A 13,495-nucleotide genomic window follows, 5' to 3' on the forward strand; every position below is an offset into this window, starting at 1 on the left:
CGGATGACCGAACTGTCTTTGTGATACAGCCGCCTTCGTTTCTTATGCCGCTCTGGCAGCTTCAGCCCTTCTTCGCGCCATAAACGCTCAACTTTCTTGTGATTGACGTGCCAACCTTCGATCCGCAGCAACTCAGCGATCTTTCGATATCCGTACCGACCATACTGCTTGGCAAGGCGGATCATGGCCAAGCGCAATGCGTCATCACCTTGAACCTTCGTTTTGTAATGCAAGCCAGAACGCGAGACGCCGAGAACCGCACATGTGCGCCGTTCTGACGTATCAAGTCTTTGGCGGGTATGGATTACGGCCTKACGCAACCCATCAACCGTCAGGCCTTCGGCTTTAAATAATCGAGGCTCTCTTTCAAGATCAGCTTGTCCAGTTGGAGGTCCGCAACGATTTTCTTCAGCCGCTCGTTTTCCTTCTTCAGTGCTTTCATTTCTGAGAGCTGCGGTCGCCCTAGACCACCGAACTTCTTGCGCCAATAGTAATAGGTCTTGTCCGAAATACCCGCCTTGCGACACGCGCCCACAACATCCAACCCATCATGCAAATGAACATCAATCTCGCGCAATAACTTCAGTGCATCCTCATGTGAATACCGTTTCCGTGCCATTCTCTGTCACTCCCTTAGTCAACAAATAGTGGCACAGTTTTAGGGGGCCAAGACACCGTCATGCGGCCAGTTTGTCCATCTTAATTTTCTCCACAAATTCTGATGGTGTTAAGTTTCCTATTGATGAGTGTGGCCTACAATTGTTGTAATCGTCCTGCCACTTGGTCAGTTCTTCGCGTGCGTCATGCAGGGAAGCAAACAACGTTTCGTTCAAGAATTCATCACGCAATTTGCCATTGAAGCTTTCGATAAATGCGTTTTGTGTAGGTTTACCTGGCTGGATGTAATGCCAATCTATGCCATTATTCTGCACCCATTTTAGGATCGCCATACTGGTGAATTCAGTGCCGTTGTCCGAAACAATCGTCTCTGGCATTTTGCGTTCTGCAAAAGCTTGATCCAGTTCCCGTGTTACGCGCAAACCTGATATTGATGTGTCAGGAACTAGCAAGACATTCTCTTTGGTAAAATCATCAACAACTGTCAAAATACGAAATCTGCGTCCGTCTGTGAATGCATCTGACACGAAATCCAAGCTCCAACGCTGGTTTGGCCTATCTGGTACTTCCATAGGTCGGCGTGTCCCCAAGGCACGCTTACGGCCGCCACGGCGGCGCACTTGCAGCTTCTCTTCCGCATAAATACGCCTTAGCTTCTTGTGGTTCTGTGAATGCCTTCGCGTTGCAACATGACGTTAATGCGGCGATATCCGAAACGCCTACGTTCTTTGGAAATACGCTTGATAGCTTCACGCTGTTCTGCATCATCAATCCGCTTGGAATTGTATCGAACACTTGAACGGTCAGCCTGTAACACACAGCACGCCCGACGTTGGGACACTCCGTGCGCCTCACAAAGATGCGCCACGGCTTGTCTTCTTCCATCAGGCGTCACCACTTTTTTGAGTTAACATCCCGAAGCATAGCGTTATCTAGCATCTGCTCCGCCAACAACTTCTTCAGCTTTGCATTCTCGCTCTCCAACGCCTTCAGTTTACGAACATCTGATGGTTCCATACCACCGTACTTTGCCTTGTATTTGTAGAAGGTCGCTTGGCTGATCCCATGCCGCCTGCAAACATCTGAAGTCCGTTCACCAGCCTCCTGTTCCTTCAAGATGGATATTATCTGTTCGTCTGTGAATCGCTTCTTCATTGGTCTGTCCTTTTGTTGGGCAGACTCTACATCATTTTGGAGGAGTTTTTGGGGCGCAGGTCAGTTCGACAATGCATCTCTCAACAGAAACCTCTTCTAAGTCCATCTTACCTCCTAAAGGTTACATTTGGGCAGGGTCTTTGGTGAAAACTCAATCCCACATGTATCTCTACCAATTACTGACCAGATTACTGACCAATATGCGCCTTATTATAGTGAACTGAGGTATGCTATATCCAATGATTACAGGGTATTAACTGATTGTCGTTCTATCGAAGGGATAGAGCCTGTGGTGTGACCTACTGGGTTACGAAGCATTATCAGGGGTTTAGCCATGTGCGTTGCCGTGGGTTTTAATTTCCACTGAGGGGCCTGTTTCCATTGAAGGGGGAAGTCTCTTCGCTCAATTAACTCCCCCACTTTCTAGTTTCTTTTGATTTAACCCAGTCAGGCGCTACCGATGACTTCTCCTGCATGTGCGCTTTGCATTGTCATAGGAAATTCTTGTGCAACCTGTTCTCTGATCTCTGCAATTTTTGCTTGGGCAGCTTGAGCCGTTGCTGCATCAGAATACTGTGTAACGACACACACAGTTAGTTCGCCAGTACGAACCATTTGTACTCCGCTAGCTCCCACGCTCATAATTAAGGGTATGAACTTCGTAGTAGCAGTTGAGATCATTTCATCGCTCATTTCGTCCGATGTCCAATGCGAGATGGTGGTAAATGCCATAATATTCTCCTTTCACAATTCTTAGGTGGTTAAACCTGACATTATTTATTCGTGAAGACTACTATAAATATTAGGCTAGGTTTTAATCATTAGTGAAGAAGTAGATGGCTCATGCTCCAGTGACCGTAACATCTTAGTGCACTTAAAGATGACTGATGAATGTTACTATATGATAGTAACATTATAGTTTTATTTGATTTACTTGTTACTAGAATCAGGATATACTAGATTCAAATGTTACCAAAGAGGTATGTGATGTCTTTAATCGGGTATAAGCGCGTCAGTTCTGAAGCTCAGTCAACAGATCGTCAGGATTTGGGTGAGCTTGATAAGGTCTTTGAGGAAAAGCTATCAGGTAAAAGTGCATCTGATCGGCCAGCACTATTGGCCATGATTGATTATGCTCGTGATGGTGACACGATTAAGGTTCACTCTATTGATCGACTAGCAAGAGACCTGCGTGATCTACAGTCCATCATTAGTCAGCTTAACGACAAAGGTGTTGCGATCTCGTTCTTGAGTGAGAGGCTGACATTTAACGCAGGTGCTGATGATGCCTTCGCTAAACTACAACTACAAATGATGGGTGCGTTTGCTGAGTTTGAGCGCAACATTATTCGCAAGCGTCAGGCGGAAGGCATAGCCAAAGCTAAAGCCCGTGGCGTTTATAAAGATCGAAAGCGTTCAACAGTTATTGATCGTGAAGAAGTACGCAAGCTCAAGGCTGAGGGTCTTTCCACATACAAGATAGCTGATAAGATGGGCATCTCACGGATGTCAGTCCATCGTATCCTTAATAAGGCGGCTTGATGATTTAAAAGGAAGTGCCGCCAGAGGGCTGTAGCGCTCCACTGAGGGGCAGTAAACTCTGGGTCGTGAAGACATCTTTAGTGCTTGAAGCCTAAATCATCCAAGATATAGTTCTCGAGAAAAAGGTTTACAATTATACCCTGCAATTGAGAACGACGGCATACCGGCCGTCACAGCGCATTGCACCTCAACGAGCCGCCCTTCGACACCTTCAAATGCAACCGTGTAGGTGCGCGCAACCATTTCTTTACCGTTATACTTGTTAACCAAATGCGCACCACGTACCGGCAGCGCGCTTATGTTTAGGTATGTGCGGTTAATGGTTTACGATTGGTAAATTCCCATGAACTCTGGCCACGCTTCGGGATCATACATGGTTTTGTCGCGGCACATTGCATTGCAAAATCCGTATGTATGATCACCAAGCCGCATAAAGTGTTCAACGGGCCTGCCAGAATAGGGGCAGTGCGTATTCACAGTTTGCGAACCGTCCTGTGTCGCGGTTCCGATCTGTGCGGGCACGAAAGACCAAGGCGCACGTTCAAAGTCCCTTTCACAGTCCTGAACCACTGCACCTTTTGCAAGACCCGCCGCCCGTAACCGGCGCAGGGCAGGGTCGCTCAAATGTGCACTGACATAAGCCTGTGATGTTGGGCCAAGCTCAAAACCATACGTGGTGAGCCGGGTCGCCATCGGCGCATAGATTGCATCTGCGATACTATATTCACCACACAGCCACGGGGTCTGGCTGCCCGTTGTTTGACGCGCGTGTGTCCAGATCAGGTCAAGCCGGTCCAGCTCGGCTTGGACATCCTCAGGTGCGGTTAACCCTTTGTAACTATGCCGCAGGTTCACGGGCCAGCTGCTGCGCAATGCCCCAAAGCTGGAATGCATCTCGTTTGCCAAGTAGCGCGCAATCGCGCGGGCCTTGGGGTCCTGGGGCCACATGTTGCGGTCTGGATGACGGCTGGCCAGCTCTTCTGCCATGGCCATCGAGTCCCCAAGCTGCGTTCCGCAGGGAAGTGTTAAGGTCGGCAAAGTGCGCGCAGGTGCCAGATGTGGGATGCGTGGTCTTACGTCTGCTTCATGATCGGGGTAGACAGTGATGATGTCGACCAACTCCATCAATCCCGCGTGTTCGATCATCATTACGGCCGCGATGGACCAACTAAAATACAGACGATTGCCAATGGTGAGCTGATATTTCATCCCATAAGTCTACGGGGTTTATATGGTTATGCCAGTGGCAATCGTTCCGCTCATAGACGTAATTTCAGCTGGGATAACTTAGGGACAGAAATTGATAACGGGTGCAGCTTCATCGTCGATGTGGGTCACAGACAGATTGTCTATCCTGTGCCCAAACGCCTCGTAGGCGGAGATTCCAAGGGCCCGCTGAACTTGGGTCAGGATCACCCCAAAGTGGCACACGACAATCAAATCGCCGTGCGGGCGAAGTGCGTCAATTGATGCCGTAACACGGCGGTAAACCGCGTTCCAGCTTTCACCGTTTGGTGGCGCGATGCTGCCGGGGTTTTCCCAATACTGACGGATGTGATCCTGGTCTTCTATCTCGTCAAAACGCTTCAAATCCCAATCGCCGAAGTCAATCTCGCGTAATCCTTGGTCATGGGGAAGACGTGTGCGGTTAGCTTGAATGGCATCCGCTGTTGCACTTGCGCGCACTAGGTCCGATGAAATGACGGGCACGTCTGGTAAATACTCGGACAACCGCTTGAGGGCGGCGGTATCGCTCAGATCAGCGGGAATATCCGCGTGGCCAACCATGTTTTTTGCGTGGGTGGGACCGTGCCGCACCATATAAAGGGTCATAGGGCGCCTTTCAGAATTTGCGGCAAACCTGCGATCACGTTCACCACTGTGTCTGCGCGTGCTGCGACCGCTTGGTTGAGCTTGCCTTGCGCGTTGCGAAACCGGCGGGACAGCGCGTTTTCGGGGACAATGCCTTGGCCGACTTCATTACTGACAAACACAATATGTGCAGCACAGTCAGCCAGCACCGTTTCAACTTGGGCCCAGGGTGCGCGCCAACTGTCAGGACTATCGTCGTCCATCATGATGTTGTTGAGCCACATGGTCAGGCAATCAACCAACACAACACTGCCCGCAGGTGCTGCCAGCAGCGCCTTTGCAATATCGCGCGGCTCTTCGATGGTTTGCCAATCAAGACCACGCTGAATTTTGTGTGCTTCCATTTTTGCGCGCATTTCATCATCCCAAATTAGGGATGTCGCCAGATAAATCTGGGTTAACCCACTGTTAACACATAGGGTTTCTGCAAAGATAGATTTCCCTGAAGCTGCTCCGCCTAGGACAAAAGTTATTTTTGACAAGTTTTTCTGCACCATTAGTGATCCAACCCTGAATGCCCCGCGTAATCAGTACAATAGCAGCGGATCAAGCCGCCGCACAGACTGCAAAACAGGGGTTAAGACATGGCATTTGATGGCTACGCGGATCAATCCTTTTCTCGCCGGGCGATGAAAGCAGAACTACTCGATGCTGAGACGGAATTGCGTCTGGCATATGCGTGGCGCGATCAGCGCTGCGAAAAGTCTCTTCACCGCTTGATCACTGCTTATATGCGGCTGGCCATCTCGATGGCGTCAAAGTTCAAGCGCTACGGCGCGCCGATGAATGATTTGATTCAAGAGGCGTCTCTTGGTTTGATGAAGGCTGCTGATAAATTCGATCCTGACCGCGGCGTGCGCTTTTCAACCTATGCGGTTTGGTGGATCAAAGCGTCCATTCAAGACCATGTGATGCGGAACTGGTCCATGGTGCGGACAGGTTCGACAAGCAGCCAAAAGTCACTGTTTTTCAACATGCGCCGTGTGCAAGCCCGCCTTGAGCGTGAAGCTGCTGCGGTTGGTGAAAAGCTTGAAGGGCATACATTGCGCGCCATGATCGCGACCGAAGTCGGTGTGCCGCTCCACGACGTAGAGATGATGCAGGGACGTTTGTCCGGTTCTGATTTCTCGCTCAACGCGACGCAGTCCACCGAGGATGAGGGACGCGAGTGGATTGATGCGCTTGAAGACGACAGTCCCCAGGCGGCTGAGCGGGTGGAATATGAGCACGATATGAGCTGCATGCGGACGTGGCTTATGGAAGCCATGAGCGCGCTGAACGAGCGCGAGCAGTTCATCGTGCGTGAACGCAAGTTGCGTGATGATCCGCGCACGTTGGAAAGCCTCGGCACCGAGCTGAGCCTTTCAAAAGAACGCGTACGGCAGCTTGAAGCGGCGGCATTTGGCAAGATGCGCAAGTCGCTTGAAGCAAAAAGCGGAGAGGTTGCTGCCTTTTTGATGTGATGTCAGGGTCCCGTCTTTAAGGCTAAAGCAAGAGCGCTCAGTCACGCGGTGACTGGGCGCTTTTGCTGTTTTGGGTTTGTCACTTTGCGGCGCTATGGCTACATCTGTTGCCAAAGGGAGGCCGCCTATGCTGTCTGGACGTCATATTCTGTTGATCATCGGTGGTGGGATTGCCGCTTATAAATCGCTTGAGTTGATCCGGCGTTACCAAGATGCGGGTGCGCAGGTCACGCCTATTTTGACACGCGCAGGCAGCGAATTTGTGACGCCTCTAAGCGTGTCAGCGCTTGCAGGGCGCAAAGTGCACCAAGACTTGTTTGATCTGACGGCGGAAGCCGAGATGGGTCACATTGAGTTGTCACGAGCGGCGGATTTGGTGGTGGTTGCACCGGCGACAGCTGATTTGATGGGCAAGATGGCGGCGGGATTGGCCAATGATTTGGCCTCGACTTTGTTGATGGCTACGGACAAGCCTGTGCTCCTTGCCCCTGCAATGAACGTAAAAATGTGGGATCATCCCGCGACGCAGCGCAATTTGGCGACGTTGAAAACTGACGGTATTTTGTTTGTAGGGCCCGAAGAGGGTGGCATGGCATGTGGCGAATTTGGCGCGGGCCGCATGGCAGAGGTGCCGCAGATCATTGAGGCTACGGCCAGCGCGCTTGCATCTGGACCAATGTCGGGAAAACACGTCATTGTCACGTCGGGTCCGACCCACGAGCCGATTGATCCTGTCCGCTATATTGCCAACCGTTCAAGCGGTGCACAGGGCACAGCGATTGCGCGCGCCTTGGCTGCCCTTGGCGCGGATGTGACATTTATCACGGGGCCCGCCGATGTACCGGCACCTGAAGGTGTCCGTGTGGTTGCGGTCACAACTGCACGCGAAATGGCCGATGCGGTGGATGCAGCGTTGCCAGCACAGGCAGCGGTGTTTGCCGCAGCCGTCGCGGATTGGCGGGTCACTTCCGCGAGCGACAGGAAAATTAAGAAAACTGCTGGTGGTCTTCCCGTATTGGAGTTTGCAGAGAACACAGACATTCTGGCACGTGTTTCACAGATGACTGAGGGGCGGCCAGCTCTTGTTGTGGGGTTCGCGGCGGAAACAGATGATGTGATTGCCAATGCAACGGCAAAACGGGCGCGCAAAATGTGCGACTGGATCGTCGCCAATGATGTGTCACCTGAAACGGGCATCATGGGGGGCGGTGAAAACGCTGTGACCATAATTTCTGAGAATGGTGCAGATAGCTGGCCGCGGATGGATAAGACGCAAGTCGCACAGCGTCTCGCCCAGCTAATGAGTGATGCTTTGGCTTAACACCGTGCCGTTTGGATACTTTTGAACAAGAGAAAAGCGGGCTTCGTTAGTACCCTGCTGTTCTGTCCACAAGGCCGATAGGCGTTTCGCCATTTTCGATACGAACAATATTGCGTGCGATCGCATCCGCAGCCGTGGCCGCGCGTGTGACGCTGGCAATATGGGGCGTGACAGTCACTTGGCGGTGCGCCCAATATGGGTGATCCGTTGGCAATGGTTCTGTGTTGAACACATCAAGGGTCGCATGCGCGATATTTTTGTCCAGTGCAGCAAGCAGCGCTTCGTCATCGATCAAGGGCCCGCGGCCGGGGTTCAGCAGGAAAGCACCGTCCGGCAGCAGAGCTAGTTTTTCTGCGTCCAGCAGATTGTTCGTTTCATCTGTGAGCGGCAGGAGCAGGACAAGAATATCAGCGGTGCGAAGTGCTTGATCCAGGCCCGCGTCACCTGAAAGACAATTTATACCATCGATGGTTTTTTGTGTACGGCTCCAACCGGTGACGGGAAACCCAATTGATCGTAAAGCTTGGGCACAGGCCGTTCCCAAGGCCCCCATGCCAAGGACCGTGACGCGGCGTGTCTCAGCCAAGGTCGGCCAACTTGTGTTGCGCCATGTCCCGTCTTGGCCGTGAATATGAGCATCCATTCCTACGTGATAACGCAGGCTATGGGCGCTGACCCATTCGACCATGCCTTGGGTTAGACCGTGGTCAATCATCCGCACCAGCGGTTGGGTCAGAGTTGCATTGCCAACAATCGTTTCGACACCGGCCCAAAGGTTCAGGACGGCCTTAGTTTTGGTGTAGGGCGTGAAGTCACTTAATGGTCCATTGGGTGCGAAAACGATGTAGTCTGCGTCATGGGTGTCAAGATCACGGGTGATTGACGCATTAATTTCGGCGCGTTTGAAGGCCGCAGGTAGGGTGGTTTGATAGTGGCTCCAATGGTCGTCAGTACCTGCAAAGATGATCTTCATTTATCGTGCCCTGTGTACGTGTGCGGATTGCACAATTCCGAATGCGACGAGCAGCACTAACATGGCTGATCCGCCGTAGCTTACCAACGGTAACGGGACACCGACCACTGGTGCAAGCCCCATCACCATCGCCATGTTGACGGCGAAAAACAAAAAGAACGTACCGGCAATTCCAAGGCTGACCAATTGTGCAAAACGGTCTTTTGTTTTGGCCGCTGAGATCACACAAAAAATAACAATCAGCCCGTAGAGCAATAGCAATGAAAACGCGCCTACAAAGCCGAATTCTTCGGCCAGCGTGGTGAAAATAAAGTCTGTGTGTTTCTCGGGCAAAAAGTTAAGCCGCGATTGGGTACCTTGCATAAAGCCCCGTCCGGTCCAGCCGCCAGACCCGAGAGCAATCTTGGACTGGGTGATGTGGTATCCGGTGCCAAGTGGGTTGGATGAAGGGTCAAGAAAGGTATCGATGCGGTCATATTGGTAGTTTTTCAAAAGCTGCCAATCGGTGCCGCGTGATTGGAAAACAGCAAATACGACCCCAACTGCGCTGCTGATCACAGCTGCAAAATATCCCCAGTGCACACCGGCGAACCACATCATCATACCGCCGCCCATGATCAACAAAAGCGATGTTCCGAGGTCTGGTTGTCGCAACACCAAAAAGACCGGTAGCATGATGAAAAAGAGGGGTACGACAATCCAAAATGGCCGCGAGGTTTTCTCGCGGGGTAGCCAGTCATAGTAGGCGGCAAGCAACATCACGAGGGTGATTTTGGCCAGTTCCGAGGGTTGCAGCCGCATAAAGCCAAGGTCGATCCAGCGTTGTGACCCACCACCGACGTCGCCCAAAAACTCAACGATCAAGAGCAACACTAGCGTTCCCACAAATGCCAATCCTGCGGTATTGCGCCAAAACCAAATGGGAACCATGGCGACAATGAACATCAAGGTCATGCCCAAGGCGAAGCGCTGAACTTGGGCCATTGCCCAAGGTGTCCACGACCCACCAGCCACCGAATAAAGCATCAAGAAGCCGATGCTCGCGACGGCTGTGATCATCAGAACCAAAGGCCAGTTCAGATACAGCAATTTGCGCGGACCTGTGGGGATTTGGCGCACAGAGTATTCAAGATAGCTCATGCTTTTGTCCCCTGATTGCGGTCACTATCAAGGCTGCGCAAAAGCGCCTCCATCTGACGGAACGTGTTGCGCACATCAGCGCGGGCGGCATTGGGGTAGGCGCTGAGCGGCGGTGTGTCTCCGTAAAGCGCACGCAGAGTTATATCGCGGCCAATTGGTGCGGCTGCAGTTGACCCACCACCGCCGTGTTCCACGATCACGCTGACAGCGATCCGAGGGTTATCAAAAGGCGCATAATTGACCCAAAGCGCGTGGTCACGCCGCTCCCATGGCAAGTCTTGGTTGCGCGTGACGCCCCGTGCACGTTCCGCCGCAGTGATCCGCCGGACCTGACTGGTACCGGTTTTTCCAGCCATTTTGAACGCAGCATTTACGGTTCTTGAGCGGTATCCGGTCCCACGGCGCTCGTTTGAAACAGCATACATGGACCGGCGAATTGTATCGAGGGTACTGCCCGTGATGCCAAGGTCCTGACCGCCCGAGATATCTGTCTCAACGCCGTCACGGGATTTGATCAAGCGTGGCTCAACGCTTTTTCCTGTTGCGAGGCGCGCTGTCATAACCGCCAGTTGCAGCGGGGAAGACAAGACATACCCTTGCCCGATTGAGGCGTTGACCGTGTCGCCGATGCGCCAATCTTGATCGCGCACTTCACGCTTCCACGCTTTGTCAGGCGCCAGTCCGCTGGCCACCGCAGACATCGGGATATCATGACGGACACCAACCCCAAGTTTGCGCGCCATCTCGGCGATATTGTCGATGCCCACCCGAAGAGCCAAATCGTAGTAGTAGACGTCACAGCTTTCGGTGATTGATTTGAACAAATCCACATTGCCGTGGCCCGCGCGCTTCCAGCAATGAAACCGTGTATCCGCGACTTCTTTATGCCCGACGCAGCGCACAGTTTCATTGGCATCCACAAGCCCCGCTTCAAAAGCGGCAAGCGCAGTGATCATTTTGAACGTGGACCCTGGTGGGTAAATGTCTTGCACTGCTTTCGATCTGAACGGGCGGTAGGGATCATTCAGCAGGGCATTGTAGTCGGTGGTGGAAATCCCGCGAACAAACAAGTTGGGGTCAAACGTGGGCGCAGAGCCAATTGCTAACAAATCGCCGGTCTGCACATCCATAATGACTGCGGATGCGGCCTCCCCGGCGAGGCGCGCTTGCACCCAGTTTTGAAGCTCTGTGTCGATGGTCAGCTGTATGTCTTGTCCCGCAAGCGCTTCTTCGCGGTCCAGCTCACGGATCACACGGCCCACGGCGTTAACTTCGATGCGTTTGGTGCCGGCTTTACCGCGCAGCTCACGCTCTTCTTTTAACTCAACACCCGTTTTGCCAATCTGAAAACGTGGGATCTGCAACAGCGGATCAGGGTCCTCAATGCGGTTAAGATCAAAGTCCGACACAGGACCAACGTAGCCAATCACATGGGCAAAATCGGCCCCCATAGGGTATGCGCGCGAAAGGCCCAAATCAGCGGTAACACCAGGCAAAGCAGGCGCGTTTGCGGACACCTCGGCCACATCATCCCAGCTTAGCCGGTCCAGAATTGTCACCGGCACAAACGGAGAGCGGCGCTTTAGCTCGGCTTTGGTCTCATCAATTTTCTCGGGGCTGAGCGATACGATCCGCGAAAGCCGATAGAGCACTTCGTCGATGTCGCCCGCATCTTCACGCACGATCGTGATGCGGTAGTTCGGCTCATTCACCGCGATCGGAAAGCCCGTGCGGTCGAATATCTGGCCGCGTGCGGGGGGCAGCAACCGAATATTGATGCGGTTTTCTTCGGCCAAAAGACGATATTGATCCGCCTGTTTGACCTGCAACTCGCGCATTCTCAGTCCCAAAACGCCCATAACGGCCAGTTGCGCGCCACCCATGATGACGGCCCGCCGCGTGGTGAGACCGGTATTCTCGGAGGGATCTTTACGGGGTTTCTTCATTGAGTCGCCCCCTCCATCCGCACATCGGAGGGTGATTGAAACCGCAGCTTCAGGGCAAAGTGGCAAAAAGCAGCAACGGCGGGGTAGGCCAGCAAAGTGATCACAAGTTGGGTCAGCGTAAGGCGGAGCGGATTGGTGTCGACCAAAGTGATGTTGAGCAGCACGCGCTCAAAAAGCACAGCGGCGGTTAGTGCCAGCGCAACATAAGCCCATTCAACGGTAAATGTGCCGGTGCTGATGTCTGCGGCACGACTGCGCAAAAACTCATTGGCGACCAGAAAAGCTGCCGCAAAAAGACCCGGTGGGCGTTGCAGGATCATGTCCGCGCTGAATGCGATCAAAGCGACCAAGATCGTTGGGGCATAACTTGGACGGCGCAGGGTCCACGCAAATATCAGACACGCGATTAAATCAGGCGCACCCCATGCCCGTGGCGCTGTGTTGATTGGCAAAAGGTTTAAAAACAGAATGACTGCGCACAACAGTAAAAGCAAAAACCGATAGCCCCATTTAGGATTGAGCGAGACATCAGCCATCTGTGGCCCCCGTTTGTGCATCTGCCTTTTCATCGCTCTGCTGCATTTTGGGGCCAGCCAACAGGGTACCTTGGTCCTCGATCAGTTCCCCGTCGTGGCTGCGCAAAACGCGTAGAAACTTCAGCCGTTCGTAATCTGCTGCAAGCCGCGCGCGTAAACGGCGATCGGGGCTTTGAGCAACTTGACCTACCAACAAACCGGCAGGGAAAACTTTGCCGTCGCCGCTTGTTACAACGCGATCACCAGGGCGCACCAGATCGCGATTTTCGATCAACTCAAGAGTTGGCGCCGCCTCATTATCGCCCATCAGAATGGCGCGCTGACCGGATGGCTGGATTGTCACGGGAATGCGGCTGTTGGTATCTGTCAACAAAATCACCCGCGACGTGTTTTGGCCCACGCCGCTGATCCGCCCAACAAGGCCAATGCCGTCCATCGTGGCCCAGCCGTCCATAATGCCATCGCGTGCCCCAACGTTCAGCAGCACTGATTGGCGAAACGGCGAGCCGCTATCGGCGGTGACAACACCCGTCACATGGGTCAGCTTCGCATCAATACGGACTTTGTTCAGATCAAGGAGGCGCGCGTTTTCTTGCTCAAGCTGCAACGCGGCCTCACGCCACGCTTTCATCTGCTGCAATTCACGGCGCAGGTCTTGGTTTTGCTCATAGATACGGGTGTAGCTTTGAAAATCCCGCGCAATATTGATAAGCCCCGTCACCGGTGCCATGGCCCAATCCATTGACGGTACAAAACGGTCGATCATCGCGATGCGCAGCCGTTCAACACGCGGGCTATCGATGCGCCAGAGCAAGTACATCCCAAGCAACAACACCACCAAAATCCCCACAAGCATACGCCGGAGGGGGCGGGAATAATCGTCAGCCGTGGTGCGGTCTCGTGCCAAGGGTCACCCCTTTGGTGATGAA

The 13,495-nt window shown here is 52.9% G+C and carries 14 protein-coding genes and 1 pseudogene; 3 read left to right on the forward strand and 12 right to left on the reverse strand.

Annotated features, from left to right (window positions below; translation table 11 throughout):
• The 4 genes and pseudogenes from NIG5292_RS09870 to NIG5292_RS09890 form a co-directional block, all read right to left on the reverse strand.
• Positions 1 to 320 (reverse strand): IS3 family transposase (locus NIG5292_RS09870; RefSeq protein ID WP_144412755.1); only part of this gene is annotated, 320 nt, incomplete at its 3' end.
• Positions 321 to 331: 11 nt separating this feature from the next.
• Positions 332 to 619 (reverse strand): transposase, encoded by a 288-nt coding sequence (locus NIG5292_RS09875; protein ID WP_048599378.1) that lies wholly within the window; start codon positions 617 to 619, stop codon positions 332 to 334.
• Between the two features lie 58 nt (positions 620 to 677).
• Positions 678 to 1,773: pseudogene (locus tag NIG5292_RS09880) on the reverse strand (IS3 family transposase).
• Between the two features lie 447 nt (positions 1,774 to 2,220).
• Entirely contained in the window at positions 2,221 to 2,505 is a 285-nt protein-coding gene (locus NIG5292_RS09890; RefSeq protein WP_048599380.1) for a hypothetical protein, read from the reverse strand.
• A 255-nt stretch (positions 2,506 to 2,760) separates the two neighbouring features.
• Here NIG5292_RS09890 and NIG5292_RS09895 point away from each other — a divergent pair, with 255 nt between their 5' ends.
• On the forward strand, positions 2,761 to 3,315 hold the full coding sequence (locus tag NIG5292_RS09895; RefSeq protein ID WP_048599381.1) for a recombinase family protein: 555 nt from the start codon (positions 2,761 to 2,763) through the stop codon (positions 3,313 to 3,315).
• A 324-nt stretch (positions 3,316 to 3,639) separates the two neighbouring features.
• Here the strand turns inward: NIG5292_RS09895 and NIG5292_RS09900 are convergent, their stop codons facing one another.
• The 3 genes from NIG5292_RS09900 to cobU all read right to left on the reverse strand — a co-directional run bounded on the left by NIG5292_RS09900 (position 3,640) and on the right by cobU (position 5,684).
• On the reverse strand, positions 3,640 to 4,524 hold the full coding sequence (locus NIG5292_RS09900) for a glutathione S-transferase (RefSeq protein WP_048599382.1): 885 nt from the start codon (positions 4,522 to 4,524) through the stop codon (positions 3,640 to 3,642).
• 78 nt (positions 4,525 to 4,602) lie between these two features.
• Positions 4,603 to 5,148: a histidine phosphatase family protein gene (locus tag NIG5292_RS09905; protein WP_048599383.1), complete on the reverse strand. Its 546-nt coding sequence runs from the start codon at positions 5,146 to 5,148 to the stop codon at positions 4,603 to 4,605.
• A complete protein-coding gene (gene cobU / locus NIG5292_RS09910) occupies positions 5,145 to 5,684 on the reverse strand; it encodes a bifunctional adenosylcobinamide kinase/adenosylcobinamide-phosphate guanylyltransferase (RefSeq protein ID WP_048599384.1) in 540 nt (179 codons plus the stop codon). The genes NIG5292_RS09905 and cobU overlap by 4 nt, the downstream gene beginning before the upstream one ends.
• Before the next feature lie 87 nt (positions 5,685 to 5,771).
• On the opposite strand from cobU, the gene NIG5292_RS09915 reads away from it, so the two are divergent.
• Both NIG5292_RS09915 and coaBC read left to right on the forward strand, forming a co-directional pair.
• Complete coding sequence (locus tag NIG5292_RS09915; protein ID WP_048599385.1) at positions 5,772 to 6,650, forward strand: RNA polymerase factor sigma-32; 879 nt, start codon at positions 5,772 to 5,774, stop codon at positions 6,648 to 6,650.
• Between the two features lie 127 nt (positions 6,651 to 6,777).
• Complete coding sequence (gene coaBC / locus NIG5292_RS09920; RefSeq protein WP_048599386.1) at positions 6,778 to 7,971, forward strand: bifunctional phosphopantothenoylcysteine decarboxylase/phosphopantothenate--cysteine ligase CoaBC; 1,194 nt, start codon at positions 6,778 to 6,780, stop codon at positions 7,969 to 7,971.
• A gap of 46 nt (positions 7,972 to 8,017) precedes the next feature.
• On the opposite strand, the gene NIG5292_RS09925 is transcribed toward coaBC, so the two are convergent.
• From NIG5292_RS09925 to mreC, 5 genes are read right to left on the reverse strand one after another with little or no spacing between them, the layout of a single operon-like run.
• A complete protein-coding gene (locus NIG5292_RS09925) occupies positions 8,018 to 8,944 on the reverse strand; it encodes a 2-hydroxyacid dehydrogenase (RefSeq protein WP_048599387.1) in 927 nt (308 codons plus the stop codon).
• Entirely contained in the window at positions 8,945 to 10,084 is a 1,140-nt protein-coding gene (rodA, locus tag NIG5292_RS09930) for a rod shape-determining protein RodA (RefSeq protein WP_048599388.1), read from the reverse strand. It abuts the gene before it with no gap.
• Positions 10,081 to 12,030: a penicillin-binding protein 2 gene (gene mrdA / locus NIG5292_RS09935; protein ID WP_048599389.1), complete on the reverse strand. Its 1,950-nt coding sequence runs from the start codon at positions 12,028 to 12,030 to the stop codon at positions 10,081 to 10,083. The genes rodA and mrdA overlap by 4 nt, the downstream gene beginning before the upstream one ends.
• Positions 12,027 to 12,566: a hypothetical protein gene (locus tag NIG5292_RS09940; protein ID WP_048599390.1), complete on the reverse strand. Its 540-nt coding sequence runs from the start codon at positions 12,564 to 12,566 to the stop codon at positions 12,027 to 12,029. Before NIG5292_RS09940 ends, mrdA begins: the two co-directional genes overlap by 4 nt.
• Complete coding sequence (mreC, locus tag NIG5292_RS09945) at positions 12,559 to 13,473, reverse strand: rod shape-determining protein MreC (protein WP_048599391.1); 915 nt, start codon at positions 13,471 to 13,473, stop codon at positions 12,559 to 12,561. The genes NIG5292_RS09940 and mreC overlap by 8 nt, the downstream gene beginning before the upstream one ends.
• Positions 13,474 to 13,495: the final 22 nt, after the last annotated feature.

The organism is Nereida ignava (genome assembly GCF_001049735.1).
GTDB classification, from domain to species: domain Bacteria; phylum Pseudomonadota; class Alphaproteobacteria; order Rhodobacterales; family Rhodobacteraceae; genus Nereida; species Nereida ignava.